This is a genomic window from Micrococcus sp. Mcc28 (assembly GCF_024519775.1).
GTDB classification, from domain to species: domain Bacteria; phylum Actinomycetota; class Actinomycetes; order Actinomycetales; family Micrococcaceae; genus Micrococcus; species Micrococcus luteus.
In genome coordinates, this window is the sequence record NZ_JALJRH010000002.1 from 53,939 (window position 1) to 75,035 (window position 21,097).

Annotated in this window: 19 protein-coding genes; 8 read left to right on the forward strand and 11 right to left on the reverse strand. The window is 74.0% G+C overall.

The genetic code is table 11. The features are described 5' to 3' along the window. Positions 1-142 precede the first annotated feature (142 nt). Positions 143-952: a CoA pyrophosphatase gene (locus tag NR073_RS01220; protein ID WP_041103998.1), complete on the reverse strand. Its 810-nt coding sequence runs from the start codon at positions 950-952 to the stop codon at positions 143-145. A gap of 36 nt (positions 953-988) precedes the next feature. Here NR073_RS01220 and NR073_RS01225 point away from each other — a divergent pair, with 36 nt between their 5' ends. Continuing rightward, a complete protein-coding gene (locus NR073_RS01225; RefSeq protein WP_041103996.1) occupies positions 989-2,194 on the forward strand; it encodes an NAD(P)-binding domain-containing protein in 1,206 nt (401 codons plus the stop codon). 21 nt (positions 2,195-2,215) lie between these two features. Here NR073_RS01225 and nth read toward each other — a convergent pair whose 3' ends face one another. Then, on the reverse strand, positions 2,216-3,022 hold the full coding sequence (nth, locus tag NR073_RS01230; protein WP_250202880.1) for an endonuclease III: 807 nt from the start codon (positions 3,020-3,022) through the stop codon (positions 2,216-2,218). 234 nt (positions 3,023-3,256) lie between these two features. Here nth and acs point away from each other — a divergent pair, with 234 nt between their 5' ends. After that, a complete protein-coding gene (gene acs, locus NR073_RS01235; RefSeq protein WP_250202881.1) occupies positions 3,257-5,197 on the forward strand; it encodes an acetate--CoA ligase in 1,941 nt (646 codons plus the stop codon). 75 nt (positions 5,198-5,272) lie between these two features. On the opposite strand, the gene NR073_RS01240 is transcribed toward acs, so the two are convergent. The 4 genes from NR073_RS01240 to NR073_RS01255 form a co-directional block, all read right to left on the reverse strand. Continuing rightward, entirely contained in the window at positions 5,273-5,743 is a 471-nt protein-coding gene (locus tag NR073_RS01240) for a GntR family transcriptional regulator (RefSeq protein WP_063189855.1), read from the reverse strand. Continuing rightward, positions 5,715-5,900 (reverse strand): methionine/alanine import family NSS transporter small subunit, encoded by a 186-nt coding sequence (locus tag NR073_RS01245; protein WP_063189857.1) that lies wholly within the window; start codon positions 5,898-5,900, stop codon positions 5,715-5,717. Before NR073_RS01245 ends, NR073_RS01240 begins: the two co-directional genes overlap by 29 nt. A gap of 3 nt (positions 5,901-5,903) precedes the next feature. Further along, the gene (locus NR073_RS01250) at positions 5,904-7,547 is read right to left on the reverse strand and encodes a sodium-dependent transporter (RefSeq protein WP_063189859.1); all 1,644 of its coding nucleotides are present in this window, start codon (positions 7,545-7,547) and stop codon (positions 5,904-5,906) included. A gap of 119 nt (positions 7,548-7,666) precedes the next feature. Then, entirely contained in the window at positions 7,667-9,040 is a 1,374-nt protein-coding gene (locus tag NR073_RS01255) for a CvpA family protein (protein ID WP_063189861.1), read from the reverse strand. A gap of 174 nt (positions 9,041-9,214) precedes the next feature. On the opposite strand from NR073_RS01255, the gene NR073_RS01260 reads away from it, so the two are divergent. Beyond that, the gene (locus NR073_RS01260; RefSeq protein WP_002854021.1) at positions 9,215-9,892 is read left to right on the forward strand and encodes a Crp/Fnr family transcriptional regulator; all 678 of its coding nucleotides are present in this window, start codon (positions 9,215-9,217) and stop codon (positions 9,890-9,892) included. Positions 9,893-9,922: 30 nt separating this feature from the next. On the opposite strand, the gene NR073_RS01265 is transcribed toward NR073_RS01260, so the two are convergent. From NR073_RS01265 to NR073_RS01275, 3 genes are read right to left on the reverse strand one after another with little or no spacing between them, the layout of a single operon-like run. After that, on the reverse strand, positions 9,923-10,825 hold the full coding sequence (locus NR073_RS01265) for an NUDIX hydrolase (RefSeq protein WP_069941150.1): 903 nt from the start codon (positions 10,823-10,825) through the stop codon (positions 9,923-9,925). Then, on the reverse strand, positions 10,815-11,315 hold the full coding sequence (locus tag NR073_RS01270; protein ID WP_069941149.1) for a RidA family protein: 501 nt from the start codon (positions 11,313-11,315) through the stop codon (positions 10,815-10,817). Before NR073_RS01270 ends, NR073_RS01265 begins: the two co-directional genes overlap by 11 nt. Further along, entirely contained in the window at positions 11,312-11,479 is a 168-nt protein-coding gene (locus NR073_RS01275; protein WP_010080276.1) for a DUF4177 domain-containing protein, read from the reverse strand. Before NR073_RS01275 ends, NR073_RS01270 begins: the two co-directional genes overlap by 4 nt. Positions 11,480-11,547: 68 nt before the next feature. Here NR073_RS01275 and NR073_RS01280 point away from each other — a divergent pair, with 68 nt between their 5' ends. Genes NR073_RS01280 through NR073_RS01295 form a run of 4 tightly spaced genes read left to right on the forward strand, consistent with a single transcriptional unit; the run spans position 11,548 to position 18,447 of the window. Then, positions 11,548-13,731 (forward strand): transglycosylase domain-containing protein, encoded by a 2,184-nt coding sequence (locus NR073_RS01280; protein ID WP_036338242.1) that lies wholly within the window; start codon positions 11,548-11,550, stop codon positions 13,729-13,731. A gap of 5 nt (positions 13,732-13,736) precedes the next feature. After that, positions 13,737-14,705, forward strand: a complete 969-nt coding sequence (locus tag NR073_RS01285; RefSeq protein ID WP_036338244.1) for a metallophosphoesterase — start codon at positions 13,737-13,739, stop codon at positions 14,703-14,705. Positions 14,706-14,746: 41 nt separating this feature from the next. Then, positions 14,747-16,585 carry an ABC transporter ATP-binding protein gene (locus NR073_RS01290; protein WP_036338247.1) on the forward strand — a complete coding sequence of 613 codons (1,839 nt, stop codon included), beginning with the start codon at positions 14,747-14,749 and terminating at the stop codon, positions 16,583-16,585. Next, positions 16,582-18,447 (forward strand): ABC transporter ATP-binding protein, encoded by a 1,866-nt coding sequence (locus NR073_RS01295; protein WP_230278062.1) that lies wholly within the window; start codon positions 16,582-16,584, stop codon positions 18,445-18,447. The genes NR073_RS01290 and NR073_RS01295 overlap by 4 nt, the downstream gene beginning before the upstream one ends. 65 nt (positions 18,448-18,512) lie before the next feature. On the opposite strand, the gene NR073_RS01300 is transcribed toward NR073_RS01295, so the two are convergent. Then, a complete protein-coding gene (locus NR073_RS01300) occupies positions 18,513-19,460 on the reverse strand; it encodes a phosphoribosylaminoimidazolesuccinocarboxamide synthase (protein ID WP_049146822.1) in 948 nt (315 codons plus the stop codon). After that, on the reverse strand, positions 19,457-20,746 hold the full coding sequence (gene purD / locus NR073_RS01305) for a phosphoribosylamine--glycine ligase (protein ID WP_044658866.1): 1,290 nt from the start codon (positions 20,744-20,746) through the stop codon (positions 19,457-19,459). Before purD ends, NR073_RS01300 begins: the two co-directional genes overlap by 4 nt. A gap of 62 nt (positions 20,747-20,808) precedes the next feature. Between purD and NR073_RS01310 the strand changes: the two genes are divergently transcribed. After that, positions 20,809-21,078, forward strand: coding sequence for a hypothetical protein (locus NR073_RS01310; protein WP_158183958.1), 270 nt, complete (start codon positions 20,809-20,811; stop codon positions 21,076-21,078). The last annotated feature ends 19 nt before the right edge of the window (positions 21,079-21,097 follow it).

The window sequence follows — 21,097 nt, forward strand, 5'->3', positions numbered from 1 at the left end:
GGGGGGCGGCCGCCGCGGTCCGCGGCCGCCGGCCCGTCCAGTCCACCGCCTCGCCCGCGCGCCCGCCTGCCCCGGTCGTCCGGCTGGGGACACGTGCCCACCCCCCGGCGCCTGTGCAGGAGCGGACGGCGCCGCGCAGCCGTCAACCGCGCAGGATCTCGTGGGTCCGCGCGTCGCGCACGCGGGAGTCGTCCCACGGCACGTCCCAGCCCAGCAGCGCCAGCACACGGTCCAGCAGCGCCGCCGTGAACCCCCACACCAGGCGCTCGCCCACGAGGAAGCCCGGCGTCTCGCCGCGGCGGCCGCCGGGCCGGGCCACGCGGCACCGGTTCGCGGGGTCCACCAGGTCCGCGACCGGCATCCGGAACACGGCCGCGGCCTCGGCCTGGTCGACCACCGCCACGCGACTGGGGTCCCGCCACCACCCGAGCACCGGGTGCACCACGTGCCCGGAGACCACCACCGGCACCGCCGGCAGCACGCCCAGGACCTCCACGCCGGCCGGGTCCAAGCCGGTCTCCTCCTGCGCCTCGCGCAGGGCCGTGGCCACGACGTCGGCGTCCTCGGGGTCGACGCGACCGCCGGGGAACGCGATCTGCCCGGCGTGCTGGCGCAGGGTGGCGGCGCGCTGGGTCAGCAGCACGTCCACGTGCGGGTGCACGCGCTCGGCGTCGTGACGGGCGGGGACGTCGTCGAGGGCGCCGAACAGGATCAGCACGGCGGAGGGGCGCGGATCGCCGGACCGGGGCCACTCGAAGCCCCACATCGGCACGGCCTCGGGCGGGATGGTGGTGAGCGAGGCCGGGTCGTGGTGACCGGGCGCGTCCGCAGGGGCCGTGCCCCACCGGGCCACGAGGTCCGCCAGCTGGTCCCGCGCACCCGTCAGCGACGCCTCGGACGTCCCGGCGGCGTCGCGGGAGGTCGGGCGGGGGCTCGCGGGGGTCTCAGGCATGGCCCCCACGCTAGCCGCCGGTCGTAGCCTCGGGGCATGACGGCTCCCCTGACCTCGCCCCCGGCGGACGCCGCGTCCCCGGATCCGGTGGACGTCGCGGTGATCGGCGCCGGACAGGCCGGACTGGCGGTCGGCTACTTCCTGGCCCGGGCCGCGCGGGACGTCGACCGCGGGCGCCGGCCGGGCCCGCCGCCGTCGTTCGTCCTGCTCGACGCGTCCGCCCAGCCCGGCGGCGCGTGGCCGCACCACTGGGACTCCCTGCGCCTGTTCTCCCCCGCCGAGCACTCCTCCCTGCCGGGCCGACCCATGCCGCCGTCGCCCGGTCCCGGCACCCCGGACGCCGGGCACGTCGTCGCCTACCTGGCCGACTACGAGGACCGCTACGGGCTGCCGGTGCGCCGGGGCGTGCGTGTCGCGGAGGTGACGCACGACGCCGCCGCGTCCCCGCCGTTCACCCTGCGGCTCGAGGACGGCACGGCCCTGAGCGCCCGGGCCGTGGTCTCCGCGACCGGCTCGTTCACCCGCCCGTTCGTGCCGGCCCTCCCGGGCGCCGACCGCTTCGGCGGCACGCAGCGGCACTCCGCCGCGTACCGCTCCCCCGACGCGTTCGCCGGGCGGCGCGTCCTCGTGGTGGGCGGCGGCAACTCGGGCGCCCAGATCGCGGCTGACCTGCTGCTGGCGGGTGTCGCCACCACGTGGGCCACCCGGCGTCCGCCCCGGTTCATGCCGGACGACGTGGACGGGCGGGTGCTCTTCGACCGGGCCTCGGCGCGCGTGCTGGGCCGCTCCGAGGCGCGCGTGGGCGACCTCGGGGACATCGTCATGGTGCCCTCGGTGATCCGCGCCCGCGACGAGGCCGGGCTCCACGCGGTCCCCGCGCCCACGGCGCTCACGCCGGAGGGCGTCCGTTGGGGCCACGACGCCGGCGCAAGCCACGGCTGGCCCGCCGCCAGCCGCGCCGCGGCCCGGGTGCGCGGGGCCGAGCACCCGGTGGATGACGTCGTCTGGTGCACGGGCTTCCGGGCGGACCTGCGCCATCTGCGGGGCCTCGAGCTGACCCGCCGCCCCTCCGGGGCGCCGGCGACGGAGCGTGCGCTGCCGACCGCCTCGGTGGACGTGCCGGGGCTGCACCTGCTCGGCTACGACGACTGGTGCGGGGCCGCCTCGGCCACGCTCGCGGGCGTGGGGGTGCACGCGCGCCGGGCCGTCGACGCGATCCTCGCGGGCCTCACCGCCGGCTGAGCGGGCGGGCAGGCTGAGCGCTCAGGCCTCCAGCCCGTGGCCGAGGGCGCGCAGCTCCCGGCGCGTCCGCCCCGCGCGCAGGAGCTCGAGCAGCTCCTCCCGGCCGGGCTTGAGCTCGTAGGCGAGCAGGGCGCGCGCCCGCTCGGGGTCGGTCTCCCCCGCGCCGTAGGACGGGCACCAGCGGGCGATCGGGCACGCCCCGCACGCCGGGCGGCGCGCGTGGCACACGCGGCGGCCGTGGAAGATCAGCCGGTGGGAGAGCATCGTCCAGTCCCGGCGCGGGAACAGGGCACCCACGGCGTGCTCGACCTTCACCGGGTCGGTCTCGTCCGTGAACCCCAGGCGCCGGGCGAGCCGGCCGACGTGCGTGTCCACGGTGATCCCGGGCTGGCCGAAGGCGTTGCCGAGCACCACGAACGCGGTCTTGCGCCCCACCCCGGGCAGCGCCACGAGGTCCTCGAGACGGGCGGGGACCTCGCCGTCGTGCCGGGCCACGAGCTCCTGGGACAACCGCAGGATCGCGGAGGCCTTGTTCCGGTAGAACCCCGTGGAGCGCACGAGCTCCTGCAGCTCCGGCTCGGTGGCCGCGGCCATCGCATGGGCGTCCGGGAAGCGGGCGAACAGCGCCGGCGTGGCCGCGTTGACCCGCACGTCGGTGGTCTGGGCGGACAGCACCGTGGCCACGAGCAGCTCGAACGGCGTCTCGAAGTCCAGCTCGGCGACGGCGTACGGGTACGTCTCGGCCAGGATCCGGTTGATCCGCCGCGCCCGGCGCACCAGTGCCGGCCGGGTCTCCCCGGTCGGCGTGCCCGTCGACTCCGTCTCCATCCGCGCGTCCTCCCGCCCTCGTGCGATCCGCTCAGGTCCGACCATCCTAGGGAGCGGGGCGCGTGCCGACGTCCGCACCGCGTCCGGCCCCCGCTTCCGGGCACGATGCGACACACAGGACCCGAGGATTTGTGGCGACGACGCCGCGCGCGGCATGCTGAGGCGGGAGACTAGTGTGGGGCGCGTCACATCCGCGCCGCGCACTGACCGCACCACCCCGAAAGGACCCCGTCGATGGACGAGCAGATCCCCACGTTCCCGCCCCCGGCCGAGTTCGCCGCCCAGGCGGTGGCCGGAGCCGACCTGTACGAGGAGGCCGCCAAGGACCGCCTGGCCTACTGGGCCCGCCGCGCCCGCGAGGTCCTGCACTGGGAGCAGGACTTCACCGACGTCCTGGACTGGTCCGACGCACCCTTCGCGAAGTGGTTCGTCGGCGGCACCACCAACGCCGCGTACAACGCCCTGGACCGCCACGTCGAGGCCGGCCACGGCGACCGCGTGGCCATCCACTTCGAGGGCGAGCCCGGCGACACCCGGACCTACACCTACGCCGACCTGGCCGCCGAGGTCCGGCGCGCCGCCAACGCGTTCGAGTCCCTCGGCGTGACCAAGGGCGACCGCGTGGCCGTCTACCTGCCGATGATCCCCGAGGCCGTCATCACGATGCTCGCGTGCGCGCGCATCGGCGCGGTCCACTCCGTGGTGTTCGGCGGCTTCTCCTCCGACGCCCTGCGCTCCCGCGTGGACGACGCCGAGGCCAAGCTCGTCGTCACGGCCGACGGCTCCTTCCGCCGCGGCAAACCCTCCATGCTCAAGCCCGCCGTGGACCAGGCCCTCTCCGCGCCCGGCCACACCGCCGAGCACGTGCTCGTGGTCCGCCGCAACGAGGCCGAGGTCGAGATGACCGAGGGCCGCGACCTGTGGTGGCACGACGTCGTGGACGGCCAGTCCGACGAGCACGAGCTCGTGTGGCACGACGCCGAGCACCCGCTCTACATCCTGTACACCTCCGGCACCACCGGGAAGCCGAAGGGCATCCTGCACACCACCGGCGGCTACCTCGTGCAGGCCGCGGTCACCCACCACGACACCTTCGACCTGCACCCGGAGTCGGACGTCTTCTGGTGCACCGCCGACGTCGGCTGGGTCACCGGGCACTCCTACGTCGCCTACGCACCGCTGGTCAACGGCGCCACCCAGGTGATCTACGAGGGCACCCCGGACTCCCCGCACCAGGGCCGCTGGTGGGAGATCGTGCAGAAGTACGGCGTGAGCATCCTCTACACGGCGCCGACGGCGATCCGCACGTTCATGAAGTGGGGCCGGCACATCCCGGACGAGTACGACCTCTCCAGCCTGCGCGTGCTCGGCTCCGTGGGCGAGGCCATCAACCCGGAGGCCTGGCTCTGGTACCACGAGGTCATCGGCGCCGGCCGCTGCCCCATCGTGGACACCTGGTGGCAGACCGAGACGGGCGCCCACATGCTCACCCCGCTGCCCGGCGTGACCACCCTCAAGCCCGGTTCCGCCCAGAGGCCGGTGCCCGGCGTCGTGCTGGAGGTCGTGGACGAGCTCGGCGAACCCATGACGGACACGAGCGCGGGCTTCCTCGTGGTGCGCGAGCCGTGGCCGTCCATGCTGCGCGGCATCTGGGGCGACCGGGAGCGCTTCAAGGAGACCTACTGGTCCCGCTTCCCCGGCATGTACTTCGCCGGCGACGGCGCCCGCTACGACGAGGACGGCGACATCTGGCTGCTGGGCCGCGTGGACGACGTCATGAACGTCTCCGGCCACCGCCTGTCCACCACCGAGATCGAGTCCTCCCTCGTGGCGCACCCGTCCGTGGCCGAGTCCGCGGTGGTCGGTGCGAAGGACGAGACCACGGGTGAGGCGGTCGTCGCGTTCGTCCTGCTCACCGCGGTCGCCGTCGCGGCCGACCGCGACGTCGCCGAGGTCGAGGAGGAGCTGCGGCAGCACGTGGGCAAGGACATCGGCCCCATCGCCAAGCCCAAGCGCGTGCTCGTGGTCCCCGAGCTGCCCAAGACGCGCTCCGGCAAGATCATGCGCCGTCTGCTCAAGGACGTGGCCGAGGGCCGCGACCCGGGCGACTCCACCACGCTGGCCGACCCCACGGTCATGCAGCGCATCGTGGAGACGCTCGCCCCGAAGGCCTGAGCCGGCACGACGACGCCGCCCCGGACCGCACGCTGCGTGCGGTCCGGGGCGGCGTCGTCGGTGGGCGGGCCCGCCTCAGGCGCGGGCGGCCGCGTCCCGGCGGACCAGCTCCACGGCCTCGTCGGGCGTGTACCCGAGGCGCTCGAGCAGGGTGTCCAGACAGCGCCGCACGGCCTGGTGCGCGGCGTCGGCGCGGGCGTCCGCCGAGGCGGCCACGAACGTGCCCGCGCGACCCCGGGTGCGGATGGTGCCGTGCGCCTCGAGCTCCTTGTAGGCCCGGGCCACGGTGCCCGGTGCCACGCCGAGCTCGGCGGCGAGCACGCGCACGGGCGGCAGTCGGTCCCCGCGGGCCAGGGATCCGGAGGCGACGCCGGCCAGGACCGCGTCCACGATCTGCCGGTAGGGCGGGGCCGGCAGGCTCGCGTCCACCGCCACGACCGGCAGGGAGGCGGAGACCACGCCCGCGGCCCCGTCGGCGACCGGGGCCGCCGCGAACGGACCGGGGAGCCTCATCGACTCACCGGTGCCGCGCGTCGAGACGGCCATCCTCGCGCTCCCGCACGGCGGGGGCCAGCTCGTCCTCGATGGCGAGGTCGCCCGAGGAGTCGTCCGGGTGGCGGAGCAGGTGGATGGCGGAGACCGCGAGGCCGCCCCACACCAGGAGGATGGCCAGGGACATCATGACGATCGCTGCGGTGCTCATCGGTCAGAGCTCCTTCCGGGTGGTGGCCGCGGGCACCACCGGCAGGGCGCCGGTGGGGACGGTGCCCTCGGGCACGGCGTTGTGCGGGATGAGGTCGCCGTGGATCTCGCTGTCCAGGTCCTCCGCGTAGAGGTTGGACTTGCGGGACCACGGGATCAGGGAGAGCAGGACGGCCAGGGCGACGGAGCCGAGCGCGATGCCCCAGCCGAAGACGCCGAGGAAGTCGCCCGGGTAGCCCTCATAGCCCTCCGCGATCACCTTCATGATCCAGGAGAGCCAGATGTAGGCGAGCACGATCGGCATGAGCACGCCGATCAGCAGCACGTACCCGCGGCCGACCTTGAAGGAGGAGACGGCGTTGAGGTGCGCCGTGATGCGGCGGGCCGAGCCCAGTGCGCCGGTGACCAGGAGCACCGACAGGAGCGCCGCGCCCACGATGCCGAAGTTGTTGGCGAACGCGTCCATGGTGTCGAGCATCTGCAGGCCCGTGGTGGTGGAGAACAGGGCGAGGGAGACCACCCCGGACAGGCCGATCACGACGATCGTGGCCGTCCAGCGGCCCCAGCCGAGCTTGTCCTTCACGGCGGAGATGACGACCTCGAGGATCGAGATCAGCGAGGTGAAGCCGGCGACCACGAGCGAGCCGAAGAACAGCACGCCGATCAGGGCGCCGAGCGGGGCCTGCGAGATCAGGGTGGGGAAGGCGATGAACGCCAGGCCGATGCCGCTGCCGGCCACCTCGGACACGGACACGCCGGAGGCCTGCGCCATGAAGCCCAGGGCGGAGAACACGCCGATGCCGGCCAGGATCTCGAAGCCCGAGTTGGAGAAGCCGACGACCAGGCCGGAGCCGGTAAGGTTCGTCCGGCGGTTGAGGTAGGAGGCGTAGGTGATCATGATGCCGAAACCGACGGACAGCGAGAAGAAGATCTGGCCGTAGGCGGCGATCCAGACGCCGGGGTCAGCGAGCGCGGCCCAGTTCGGCGTGAACAGGGCGTCCAGGCCCTGGGCGGCGCCCGGCAGGGTGAGGGCGATGCCGACGAGGATCAGGAACATCACGATGAGCAGCGGGATGCCGACCATCGAGGCCAGGGCCACGCCCCGGCGCACGCCGAAGCCCATGATGAGCAGCGTGATCACCCAGACGGCGAGCATGGGCCAGAAGACGCCCGAGACGAAGTCGAAGGACGGGGACGGGTCGTCGGCGACCCGCAGGTAGTCGCCCATGAGGAAGGTCTCCGGGTCCTCGCCCCACCGCTGGTCCACGGAGAACCAGGTGTACATGATCGCCCAGCCGATGATCGCGGCGTAGTAGATCCCGATGACGACGCAGATGAGCACCTGCCACCAGCCGACGGTCTCGGTCCACCGGGACAGGCGCCGGAACGCCAGAGGCGCGGAGCCGCGGAAGCGGTGGCCGATCGCGTAGTCGAAGAACAGCAGCGGGATGCCCGCCGTGAGCAGCGCGATCAGGTAGGGGATGACGAACGCGCCACCGCCGTTCTCATAGGCGACGTAGGGGAAGCGCCAGATGTTGCCGAGGCCCACGGCGGAGCCGATGGCCGCCAGGATGAAGGCCCACCGGCCGGTGAACTCCTCCCGGGTGCGCTTCGGCGCCGTGGCGGGCGCGGAGACGGTGCTGGACATGCAGGACCTCCGAGGGTCGGGGAAACTCGAGTGTGACGGATGCCACAATAGTCGACGCGGGCCGTTACCGGACAGTCCGGTCCGGAATGCGGGCGTCAGGCGCGTGGCGCGGCGCCGGCTCAGCCGCCCGGGACGCAGTCCCCCGAGGGGACCGTGGCTGTCATCCCCGGGGCCGCGGCGACGACGGGGGCGATGGTGTCCGCCGTCAGGGCGTAGCCGACGGCGTCCGAGCCCGGGGCCCGGGCGAACACCAGACCGGCCAGGTTCCCGGCGGCGTCCACCACCGGGCCGCCCGAGTAGCCGTGGCGGATGTCCGCCGCGAGGGTGTAGACGTCCACCATGCTCGCGGCCCCGGTCAGGACGTCGCCGAGCGGCACCTCGCCGACAGCCTGCACGGTCGCGGGGGTGGAGGCGAACGGGCCGCCGTCGGGGTACCCCAGGACGGAGGCCGACGCGCCGCCCGTCAGCTCGGCCCCGACCGGCATGACGGGCAGGTCCGCGTCGTCGACCGCCAGGACGGCGAGGTCGTGCGCCGTGTCCAGGTGGACGATCCGCGCCGCGTGCACGCCGCGGGCGCGGTCCGTCACGGTGGGGGCGTCCACGCCGAGGACCACGTGCGCGTTCGTGAGCACGCGGTCCGGGGCCACGGCCACGCCCGAGCCGCTCTGCACCTGGTTGCACTGCGCGGCCGTCCCGGTCAGCCGGACGACGGCGGCCGACGCCGAGGAGGCGGCGGGAGTCGAGGGGGCGGCCGTCGACGTCGACGAGGCGGGGGCGGTCGTCGTGGCCGACGGCGCGGCGGACGTGGACGACGAGGCCGCGGCGGCGTCGTCGGGCTCCTCGGGGGTCGCCGCGGCGGACGTCGCGGGCGGGGCGGACGGGGAGGAGGCGGCCGAGGGCAGACCCGGCGTCGCGGCCGGGGCCGGAGCGGCGCGGACGCCGTCGTCGGTCTCCGGGACGGGGGCGGGCAGCTCGAGCTCCGGCAGCACGTCCAGGTCGGCGACGGCGGAACGCGAGCGGGCGGCCCAGGCCAGGAGCGAGTCGGGCATCACGGTGTCCAGCGCTGCGATCACCCGCGAGCGGGTCACCTCACGGGTGACCGCGGTGGAGCCGGAGGCCGCGATGGAGAACGCCACGAGCCAGAGGACGAGGGCGCCCGCGAGACCGGTGGCGAGCGCGCCGAGCAGGCGGTCGACGAGTCGCAGCGCCGGCAGGTTCACGCGCAACCGGATCGCCTCGCCGATGGCGGCGCCCACGTACTGGCCCGCCGCCACGAGCACGACGAGGGTGGCGATCAGCGCGGCCCACCGCCACTGCGGCGCGGTGACGAACTTCGCCACCTCAGGCAGGGCGTAGAACGCGATCGCGGCGCCGCCGACCAGGCCGACGAGGTTGCCCAGCACCACCCACAGGCCGCGACGGTGACCCTGGACCAGGAGCATCGCGAGCGCGACGATGAGCAGGACGTCCAGCCACGTCAGACCCAGCGGCATGGGCGACCTCCTTCGGATGTGACGGCACCGGCCACGCACGGGGACGGCCCGCGCACCCGGTGGAGGATCCAGGGTATCGGCCCGCACTGGGGTATGGGGCACAATGGACGCCAGTGAACCGGGCGGCTCCTCCGCCGCGGTGTGAGGAACTGGCCACAGAGAGGACACGCACACATGGATCTCGAGGTTCTGCGGAAGGCTCCGCTGTTCACCAACCTGGACGACGAGGTGTTCGCCATCCTCACCTCGGAGCTGACCGAGGTCGAGCTCTCCCGCGGCGCGTCCGCGTTCCACGAGGGCGACCAGGGCGATCAGCTGTACGTGATCATGTCCGGCAAGATCAAGCTCGGCCGCACCGCCTCGGACGGCCGCGAGAACCTCGTGGCCGTGCTCGGCCCCGGCGAGATCTTCGGCGAAATGGCCCTGTTCAACCCCGCCCCGCGCAACGCCACCGCCACCGCGGTGTCCGCCACGCGCCTGGCCGGTCTGCGCCACGAGAACCTGCGCCGCGCCATCGCCTCGTCGCCGGACGTGTCGGTCCAGCTGCTCCAGGCCCTGGCCCAGCGTCTGTCCAAGACCAACGAGTCCCTGGCGGACCTGGTGTTCTCGGACGTGCCGGGCCGCGTGGCCAAGGCGCTCCTGGACCTCGCGGACCGCTTCGGCCGCCCGGCCGCGGACGGCCTGCTGGTGGCGCACGACCTCACGCAGGAGGAACTCGCCCAGCTGGTGGGCGCGTCCCGCGAGACCGTGAACAAGGCCCTGGCCGAGTTCGTCCAGCGCGGCTGGATCCGCCTGGAGAACCGCGCCGTGGTCATCCTGGACCTGCAGCGTCTGCGCCAGCGTTCGCGCTGACGCTCCCCGCCCTGGAGCGGGCCACCCCGGTCAGTCCCGGGTGGCCCGCTCCACCCGCATCCGGGGGGTGCCGTCGTCGCCGGCCTCGGTGACCAGGTGGTATTCCGGCACGGGGCCACGCCGGGCACAGGGCGTGACGGAGAGCAGGAAGGCGGCGGCCGTCCGGTGCGCCGCGACCCGACGCACGATCACCTGCGTCAGCGGGGTCGCCACCTGGTCGAAGGGTGCCGTGCCCTCCGCCCCGGCGGGTCCGGGCAGCCGCAGCGGGCCGGCCAGCGCGCGACACGCGGGCACCCACGCCTGGAGTTCGGGACCGGGTTCCTCGGATGCCGGCGCGGACTGCACCGGTGGGGTCGTCGTGGCGAACACGGCCGTGTCGAAACGTCGGTGGACGTGGGGCGCGGAATGCCAGCGCATGACGGGGCGCAGCAGGTCGGCGCGCAGTCCGAGGCCGCGCGAGGCCAGCAGATGGGGCAGACTCTCCGAGCCCTCCTCGAGGGAGCTGCGGCCCCCGCCCCAGGTCTCGACGCGCGCCGTGGACACGACGTCCGTGTCGGAGCGACCGGCGAGGAGCACTCCGGCCTCGTCGTGGAGCTGACGGACGGCGGCCACCACGTGCTGCCGCGCACGCCGCCGATCCGTGGTCCCGAACGTGTGGGCCCACTGGGAGGGCTCGGGCCCGTACCACGGGCACAGGTCGGCGTCGGACTCGATGAGCGCGCCGCCGGGCAGACCCACGCGGCCGAGCGGGGTGCGTCCCGCGCGGTGACGGAGGAAGACCTCCGGGCCGTCGTCGCCGTCGCGTACGAGCACCACGGCCGACCCGGGCCGGGCCGGGCGCACCTGGCGGAAGCGCCGGTCCAGCCACTGGCGGGTGAGGTCCTCCTCCTGCTCCGGGACCGGCAGCAGCAGGCCGGCCGGATCAGCGGACACGGACGGTGATCTCCACCTCGACGGGAGCATCCATGGGCAGCACGGCCACGCCGACGGCGGAGCGCGCGTGGCGGCCGACCTCGCCGAAGATCTCGGCCAGCACGTCCGAGGCGCCGTTCACCACGCCGGGCTGACCGGTGAACGCGGGGTCGGAGGCCACGAAACCGACGACCTTGACGACCTGGGCGACCCGGTCCAGGTCGCCCAACAGCTCGTGCACCGCGGCCACCGCGTTCACGGCGCACACCCGCGCGAGCTCCTGGGCGCGTTCCGGGGTGACCTCCGCGCCCACCTTGCCAGTGGCGGGCAGGGCGCCGGCCACGAAGGGGAGCTGGCCGGAGGTCAGCACGAGGTCGCCGTCCCGCAGGGCCGGGACATAGGAGCCGACCGGCGCCGCGACGGCGGGTCGGTCGATGCCGAGCTCCGCGAGGCGGGCCGCGACTGCGCCGTCGCCCCAGGCGGGGGCCGAGGACTGCGCCGTCACGTTCACGCCGCCTTCGGACGCTTGAGGTAGGCCACGGGGTTGTTCCCCTCGGGGCCCGGGATCACCGTGACGAGCTCCCAGCCGTCCTCACCCCACTGGTCGAGGATCTGCTTGGTCGCGTGGATGAGGAGGGGGATCGTGGCGTACTCCCACTGCGTCTGCTGAGTCATGGGACCCACCCTAGCCACCGGCGCGGACCCCGGAAGAGGTCCCAGGTGCCCGCGCTACACTCGCGCCCATGGCCTCCCGCACGACCCGCTTCCCCGCGCCCTCGAGCGCCCCCGGCCGCCTCCTCGCCTTCGTGGGCCTGTCGGCGCTGGCTGGCCTGCTCGTGGCGGCCCTCCTGCTGCCCGTCGCGGGCCTGGCCGGTGTCGCCGCCGCGTCGGGTCGGGAGATGCTGGACGAGCTGCCGGACGAGCTGCCCGCGGAGCCGGTGTCCGTCCCGTCGCGCATCCTCTCGGAGGACGGTGAGGAGATCGCCGTCTTCTATGAGGAGAACCGCACCCCGGTCCCACTGGACAAGATCTCAAAGCACATGCAGCACGCGATCGTGGCCATCGAGGACGAGCGCTTCTACGATCACGACGGCGTGGACGCGCGCGGCCTCATTCGCGCGACCGTCAACAACGCCACCTCCGACTCCACGCAGGGCGCCTCCACCCTCACCCAGCAGTTCGTGAACAACATGCTGGTGAACGTGCAGCAGATCCGCGGCGACTCCCGCCTCACCCTCTCCGGCTCCAAGAACATCGCGGACAAGGTCAAGGAGATCAAGCTGGCCGTCGCCGTCGAGAAGCAGATGTCGAAGGACGAGATCCTCGAGGGCTACCTCAACATCGTGCTGTTCTCCGGCCGTGCCTACGGGGTCGAGGCTGCCTCGCAGTACGTGTTCGGCAAGTCCGCCGCCGACCTGGAGAGCTGGGAGGCCGCCACGCTGGCCGGCATGGTCCAGTCCCCCACCCGGTTCAACCCGGCCCGCAACCCGGAGGAGGCCACGGAGCGGCGCAACCTCGTGCTGAACGCGATGAAGGACAACGGCTACCTCTCCCAGGAGGAGTACGACCACGCCGTCGCCCAGCCGATGGAGGTGGTCATGGAGTCCCGCCCCTCGGGCTGCCTCTACGCCAAGTTCGGCACCTACTTCTGCGACTACGTGGAGCGGCAGATCCTCGCCGACCCCACGTTCGGCCCGGACGTCCAGTCCCGCCAGGCCCTGCTGGACCGCGGCGGACTCACCATCCGCACAACGATCGACTCGACGCTCCAGAAGGAGACCGAGAAGAACCTGCGCGCCTCGGTGCCCAACAACGAGTCGCTGGGCGCCGGCCACGCGCTCACCTCGGTGGAGGCCGGCACCGGCAACATCCGCACCATGGCCCAGAACACCGAGTACGCCATCCAGGACGAGCTCGGCCACACCTCGCTGAACTTCAACGTGGACAAGCAGTGGGGTGGCGGCCAGGGCTTCCAGGCCGGCTCCACGCTCAAGCCCTTCGTGGCACTGACGTGGCTGCGCAACGGCAACCGCCTGGTCGACTCCGTGGACGCCTCCCGGAACGTCTACCCCACGGGCACGCGGTTCGCTGCCTCGTGCCGCCCGGGCGGCTACACCACGATCGGCGGCACCTGGCAGTTCAAGAACGTGATCCCGGGCATGCTGCGGCAGGTGCGCGTGGACGAGGGCCTCTTCTGGTCCGTGAACACCCCGACCGTCGCCACCGCGTACCAGCTGGACCTGTGCGACATCACGAGCCTCACCACCCAGCTGGGCATCACCCGCGCCCTGGACAGCTCCCCGCTGCAGCCGGACGACCCGTCCTTCCTGCTCGGCAAGGACTCGGTGGCCCCGCTGTCCTTGGCCGGCGCGTACGCCGCCATCGCCGCGAACGGCCTGTACTGCGAGCCGCGCGCCATCCTGGAGGTCACGGACACCGTCGGCAACCAGTACGACGTCGCCGACCCTCAGTGCGACCAGGTCATCGACCCGGACCACGTCCGGGAGCTGATGCCGGTCCTGCGCCACATCGCCGGCTTCAACATCGCCGAGGAGGGCGCCGGCTACGAGTTCGGCGGCAAGACGGGCACGAACGACAACGTGTCCTCCACGTGGTTCGTCGGATTCACCAGCAAGCTGGCCACCGCCGTGTGGACCGGCCGCTACAACAACCTGAAGTCCATGACGGGCGAGACCGTCAACGGCGAGGTCCGCAACCCGTTCTACTCGACCTCCATCAACGGCCCGTCCTGGCTCGAGTACAACCAGTTGGCCAAGGAGAAGTTCCCGCCGGGTGAACTGCCCGAGTGGGACGGCCCGCAGTCGGAGGACCCGGGCGAGGCCGGCGAGCACCCGGACGGACGCCAGTTCCACATCGACGACCTGGACCGAGGCGGGCCGTTGCCCGAGGCGGTCCCGGGCTTCTGACCGCGATGCCCCCCGCCGCCTCCCCCACCCGCCGCATGCTCCGTTCCGCAGCGCCTGCCGCCGTCGGGATGGCCGCGACGGCGGGCCTCGGCCTGGCCTGGGGCCTCGCCGAGGCTGAGGCCCGGACGGTGCGCACGCACCGACTGGCCGTGCTGCCGGCCGGGTCGGCGCCGTTGCGGGTGCTGCACCTCTCGGACATCCACCTGCTGCCCCGGCACCGGGCCAAGCGGGCGTGGCTGCGCGGGCTGGATGCACTCGAGCCTGACCTCGTGGTCAACACGGGAGACAACGTGTCCGCCGCGGCGTCGGTGCCGCTCGTGCTCGACGCGCTCGGGCCGCTGCTGGCGCGGCCCGGCGTGTTCGTGCCCGGCTCCAACGACTACTACGCGCCCAAGGCGGCCAACCCCCTGCGGTACTTCGCGGGCCCCTCGCGCATGGACGAGGACCGGCCCCGGCTTCCCTCCGACGTCCTGTTCGGCGCGTTCCGCGCCGCCGGCTGGGCCGACCTGACGAACCGGGGCGCCGCCCTGGCCGTGCCGACCCGCGCCGGGACCACGCTCGAGGTCCTCGCCGCCGGCACCGACGACCCGCACCTCGGTCTGGACGCCTGGGCCGGCTTCCCCGGCGCCGCACCCGACGAGAACGCCGGGCGGCCCGGTGACGACGGGCGGTTCCGGCTGGGCGTCACCCACGCCCCGTACCGCCGCGTGCTGGACGCCATGACCGCCGACGGCGCCGACCTGCTGCTCGCCGGCCACACCCACGGCGGGCAGGTGTGCGTGCCGTTCCTCGGTGCGCTCGTCACCAACTGCGACCTGCCGCGCCGACAGGCCTCCGGGGTCTCGACGTGGACGGCCGCGGGGCGGACCGTCCCCCTCGAGGTGTCGGCCGGCCTGGGGACCGCGCCGTCCGCGCCCGTGCGGTTCGCGTGCCGGCCCGAGGCCGTGGTGCTGGACCTGGTCCCGCGGGGCTGAGCCGCCTGTCCCGTCCGGGGCCGCGGGTACAGTGGGGCCCCGTGACCCGCGCCACCTCTCCCGACGCCTCGTCCCTGCGTGACGCCCTGGGCGGGATCGCACCGTACCTCGAGGGCGTGCGGGCGCGCTGGGTGCTCGGGCTCGCCTCGGCCACGGCGGCGGGCCTCGTGGCCCTGGCCATCCCGCAGGTCATCCACCTGCTCGTGGACACCGTGTTCACGCAGACTGTGCTCGCCGGGCCCTCCTCCCCCGACTCCCGCGCGGACGTGTGGCGGGCCGCCGGCCTACTCACCGTGCTCGGCCTCGCCGAGGCCGCGTTCATCGGCCTGCGCCGGTACTTCATCCTCCCGCCGGCCGCCGGGGTGGAGAACCGGGCGCGCATCGCCCTGTTCGAACGGCTCCAGCGCCTGCCGGTGGCGTTCCACGACGCGTGGCCCTCGGGGCAGCTGCTCTCCCGGGCCCAGGGCGACCTCTCGCTGCTGCGGCGGTGGATCGCGTTCGGCTCGGTCATGCTCGTGGTGGACGTGGTGACCATCGCCGTCGGCCTCGTCCTGCTGTTCCTGCTGTCCTGGCAGCTGGCCCTGCTCTACCTCGCCGCGGCCGTGCCGATCATGTGGGCGTCGTTCGGGTTCCGCAACGACTTCCGCGCCGCGTCCCGGCTCTCCCAGGACCAGGCCGGGGACCTCGCCACGTCCGTCGAGGAGTCGGTGCACGGCATCCGCGTCCTCAAGGCGTTCGGCCGCGGCGCGCACGCCCTCGACGGCTTCCGCGGGCGCGCCCGCACGCTGCAGGGCACCGAGGTGCACAAGGCCTCGGTGCTGGCCCGGTTCATCGCGCTCATCGTGGCCCTGCCGGAGACGGTGCTGGGCCTGGGCCTCGCCCTGGGCCTGTGGCTCGTGGCGACCGGGGAGCTGACGGTGGGCGCGCTCGCCGCCTACTTCGCCACCGCGGCCGTGCTGGCCGGGCCGGTCGAGTCGGTGGGCCAGCTGATGGGCATGACGCTCTCGGCCCGCACGGCGATCGACCGCCACGTGGACGTCCTCGCCACGCCCGTGGACATCGCCTCGCCCACCGGGGAGGCCGCCGTCGTGCCCCCGGCCACCGGCGCGCTCGCGTTCCGCGGGGTGCGCTTCCGCTGGCCGGACGCGGACCCGGGGCGCGGGGAGCGCGACCTGCTCGACGGCGTCGACCTCGAGCTGGTGCCCGGCGAGACGATGGCCCTGGTCGGCGCGACCGGCGCCGGCAAGTCGACGCTGCTGCAGCTGGTCCCCCGGCTGCTCGACGTCACGGCGGGCTCCGTCTGCGTGGACGGGGTGGACGTGCGCCGGATGCCGCTCGAGGAGCTGCGCCGGCGGGTGTCCGTGGCGTTCGAGGACGCCACGCTGTTCTCCGCGACCATCCGGCAGAACGTGCTGCTCGGCGCCCCGGCGGACGTGCTCGCGGACGGCCTCCACTCCCCCGCGGCGGACGCCCTGCTCGACCTCGCGCTCGAGACCGCGCAGGCGGGCTTCGTGGCGGACCTGGCGGACGGCGTCGAGACCGAGATCGGCGAGGAGGGCCTCAGCCTCTCCGGCGGACAGCGCCAGCGGATCGCCCTCGCCCGCGCGATCGCGGCGCGCCCGGACGTGCTCGTGCTGGACGACCCCCTCTCCGCCCTCGACGTGCGCACCGAGGAGACCGTGACCGCGCGCCTGCGCGAGGTCCTCGACGGGACGACCACCCTGATCGTGGCGCATCGTCCCTCCACCGTGGCCCTGGCGGACCGGGTCGCGGTGCTGGCGGACGGGCGGATCGAGGACGTGGGGACGCACCCCGAACTGCTGGCCCGCAGCGCCGTGTACCGGCACATCATCTCGAGCCGACCGGAGGAGCAGGCATGAGCGCCGCCGACGTGAGCCGCGTGCGCGGCGTGGGGGCCGAAGAGGACCTCGACTACACCCGCGCGGAGCGCCGCCACATCCGGCGCCGGTCCTTCCGGCTGCTCGGCGAGCTCGCGCGGCCGGTCCGGGGGACGCTGCTGGTCACCGTGGTCTTCGTGCTCGTGTCCAACGCGGCGCGGGCGGCCGGGCCGCTGATCATCGCCTGGGCGATCGACGCGGAGCTGCCGCGCGTCGTCGAGGCCGTGCGGGCCGGCGAGTCCGTCTGGCCCATCCTCGTCCCCGTGGGCGGGGCGTACGTGGCGGCGGCCCTCGTCTCCGGGGGCCTGCTGGGGGCGTACACGTGGCTCACCGCGCGGGCCAGCCAGGCCATGCTGCTCAGCCTGCGGCTGCGCGTGTTCCGGCACACGCAGCGGCTGAGCCTCGGGTTCCACGAGCGGTACACGTCCGGGCGGGTGATCTCGCGGCAGACCTCGGACCTGGAGGCGCTGCGGGAGCTGCTGGACCAGGGCGTGTCCTCGCTCGTGTCCGGGCTGATGTTCATGTCGTTCACCGCGGCGTCCATCCTGCTGCTGGACCCGCCGTCGTTCCTCGTGCTGCTGGGCGCGGCCGTGCCGGTGGCGATCGTGACGCGCTGGTACCAGGTGCGGTCCGAGGAGGCGTACCGGCGGTCGCGGGTGTCCTCGGCGCGGTCGATCGTGCACTTCGTGGAGACCATGACCGGCATCCGCGCGGTCCAGGCCTTCCGGCGGGAACGGGACAACGACGCGCGGTACCGCGACTTGGCCACGGCCTACCGGGACGACATGGTGGCCACGCTCAACCTGTTCGGCATCCTGCAGCCGGTGCTCGTGGCGACGGGCAACCTGACGGTGGCGGCGCTGCTCGTGACCGGGGGCCTGCGCGTGCTCGACGGCGACCTCGAGGTGGGGGTGCTCGTGGCGCTCCTGCTGGCCGGACGGCGCGTGTTCCAGCCCATGGAGATGGTGGCGATGTTCTACTCGTCGCTGCAGTCCGCGACGGCGGCGCTCGAGAAGGTCTCCGGCCTGCTCGAGGAGGAGCCCACCGTGGTGGAGGCCGCCGAGCCCACGCCGCTGCCCGGGGCCGACGCTCCGGGGACGGGCGTGGCGTCCGGGCGGGTGGAGTTCCGGGACGCGGTGTTCAGCTACGGGCCGGACCGGGTGGTGCTGCCGGAGTTCGACCTCGTGATCCCGGCCGGGCAGACCGTGGCCGTGGTGGGCCAGACGGGTGCGGGCAAGTCGACGCTGGCCAAGCTCATCGCCCGGTTCTACGACGTCTCTGCCGGCTCGCTGACGCTGGACGGGGTGGAGCTGCGCGAACTCAGCCAGGCGGATCTGCGGCGCAACGTGGTGATGGTGACCCAGGAGGCGTTCCTGTTCTCCGGGTCGATCGCGGAGAACATCGCCCTCGGCCGGCCCGACGCCACCGAGGCCGAGATCCAGGCGGCCGCCCGGGCGGTGGGGGCGCACGACTTCATCCTGGGGCTGCCCGAGGGCTACGCGACCGACGTCGCCAAGCGCGGCGGGCGGCTGAGCGCGGGACAGCGGCAGCTCGTGTCGTTCGCGCGGGCGTTCCTCGCGGACCCCGCCGTGCTGATCCTGGACGAGGCGACGTCGTCGCTGGACCTGCCGAGCGAGCGACTCGTGCAGGCCGGGCTGGAGCGGCTGCTGGGGAACCGGACGGCGCTGATCATCGCCCACCGGCTCAGCACCGTCGAGACCGCCGACCGGGTGCTCGTGATGCACGATGGCCGGATCATCGAGGACGGCAGCCCCGCCGAGCTGGTGGCGGCCGACGGCCGGTTCGCGGCGCTGCACCGGGCCTGGGAGGACTCGCTCGCCTGATGGGTGGCGCGCCCGACGCGCTTTCGAACGTGGCAGAGGGCCTACCCCACGTTCGAAAGTCCGGGTCAGGCGTCGAAGGGGCGGCCCGTCAGGCGCTCGTACGCCTCCACGTAGCGGTCGCGGGTCTTGGCCACGACGTCGGCGGGCAGCGCCGGCGGGGCCTCCCCGCTGGTCTTGTCCCAACCGGAGTCGGGGCCCGTGAGCCAGTCGCGGACGAACTGCTTGTCGAAGCTCGCCTGGGGGCGGCCGGGCTCGTAGTCCTCGGCGTCCCAGAACCGGGAGGAGTCCGGGGTGAGGACCTCGTCGCCCAGCACCACCTGGCCGGTGGCCGGGTCCACACCGAACTCGACCTTCGTGTCCGCCAGGATGATGCCGGCCTCGCGGGCGATCGCCTCGGCGCGGGCGTACAGGTCCAGGGTGAGGAACCGCAGGCGCTCGGCGGCCTCGGTGCCCACGCGCTCGACCATCTGCTCGAACGTGATGTTCTCGTCGTGCTCGCCGACCTCGGCCTTCGCGGACGGCGTGAAGATCGGCGGGTCGACCCGCGAGCCGTCCACGAGCCCGGCGGGCAGCGGCAGGCCGGCCACCGTGCCCGACGCGCGGTACTCGGCCAGGCCGGAGCCGGTCAGGTAGCCGCGGGCGATGCACTCCACGGGGAACATGTCCAGGCGCTTGACGATCATCGCCCGCCCGGCCACGGCCGCGGGCACGTCCGCGCTCACCACGTGGTGCTCGACCGGCTCGGCGTGGGCCCCGTTGTAGCCCTCGGCCAGCTTCTCGAACCACCACAGGGTCAACCGGGTGAGGATGGCGCCCTTGTCCGGGATCGGCGGCTCCAGCACGTGGTCGTAGGCGCTGATCCGGTCGGAGGCCACCACGAGCAGCGTCGCGGACCGCCCCGGCTCGGCGTCAGCGGGCTCGTACAGGTCCCGCACCTTGCCCGAGTAGACGTGCCGCCAGCCCGGCAGCTCGAGGGCCTCGGCCCCCGTGAACCCCACGCGCTCCCCGCTCACTTCGCTCCCTCCGTCCCCGGCACGGTGATCTCGCCGCGCTCGGCCTTGAGTCCGATGTCCGTGCGCCACTGGGCGCCGTCGAACCGGATGCGCTCGACGCCCGCGTAGGCGCGCTCGCGCGCTTGGGCCAGGTCCGCCCCGCGCCCGACGACGGCCAGCACCCGGCCGCCCGCCGTCACCACGTCCTCACCGGACACCGCGGTGCCCGCGTGGATCACGTGCACGCCCTCGAGGCCGGCCGCGTCGGCCAGCCCGGTGATCACGTCGCCCTTCGAGGAGGAGGCCGGGTAGCCGGCCGAGGCCATGACCACGTCCACGGCGACGTCGTCGCTCCACTCGAGTCGACGGTCCGCGCCGAGCCGGCCGGCCGCGGCGTCGGCGAGCAGCCCGCCCAGGGGCGTCTCGAGGCGGGCGAGCACGGCCTGGGTCTCGGGGTCGCCGAAGCGCACGTTGAACTCGATGACCTCCACGCCCTCGGCGGTCACGGCCAGGCCGCAGAACAGCACGCCCGTGAACGGGGTGCCGCGGCGGGCCATCTCGGCGAGCACGGGGCGGGCCACGCGGTCCATGACCTCGTCCGTGAAGCCCTCGGGCAGCCACGGCAGCGGCGTGTACGCGCCCATGCCGCCGGTGTTGGGGCCGGCGTCGCCGTCGTGGATGCGCTTGAAGTCCTGGGCGGGGGTGAGGGCGACGGCGGCCTCGCCGTCGCAGATCACGAAGAGGGAGACCTCGGGGCCGTCCAGGAAGTCCTCGATCACCACGGTGCCGCCGGCGGCGAAGCAGGCCTCGGCGTGGGCGAGGGCCTCGGCGCGGTCGGAGGTGACCACGACGCCCTTGCCCGCGGCCAGACCGTCGTCCTTGACGACGTGCGGGGCGCCGAACTCGTCGAGGGCGGCGGCGGCCTCCGCGGCGGTGGTGCACACGCGGGAGCCGGCGGTGGGCACGCCCGCGGCGGCCATGACCTCCTTGGCGAAGGCCTTGGACGCCTCGAGCTGCGCGGCGGCCTGCGAGGGGCCGAACACGGCGAACCCGGCCTCGCGCAGGGCGTCGGAGACGCCGGCGGCCAGCGGGGCCTCGGGTCCGACGACGACGAGGTCGGCCCCCAGCTCGCGCGCGAGCTCCACGACGGCGGCCGGGTTGGTGGCCTCGACGGCGTGGAGGGTGGCGAGGTCGGCCATGCCGGCGTTGCCGGGCGCCGCGTGGAGGGCGCTGACCTGCGGATCACGGGAGAGGGCGGTGAGCAGCGCGTGTTCGCGGCCGCCGTTGCCGAGCACAAGGGTCTTCACGAGCCTGAAGCCTACGCGGTGGCCCTGGCCCGGCCCGGCCCGTGGCCCTTACGGTGGAGCGCATGACGATGCCTCCCCTCCACCACGGTCAGCCCGGTGACGACCGTGATCCCCGTGACCCCCGCCACCGGCCCGGTGCGGGGCTGGGACCCGGGCTGCGCACGGCCTGGATGTTCGTCGGCGTGATGTTCACGTGCACCCTGATCGTCTTCTGGACGCTGCGGGGGCTCGGCGTCCAGCGCGGCGACCTCAGCCTGCCCGCCGCGCTCGGCGTGCTGGCGCTGGCCGCCGTCGCCGCGGCGGTGATCACCCGGTACGTGCGGCGCCGCTGAGCAGGACCGGGTCCGCGGG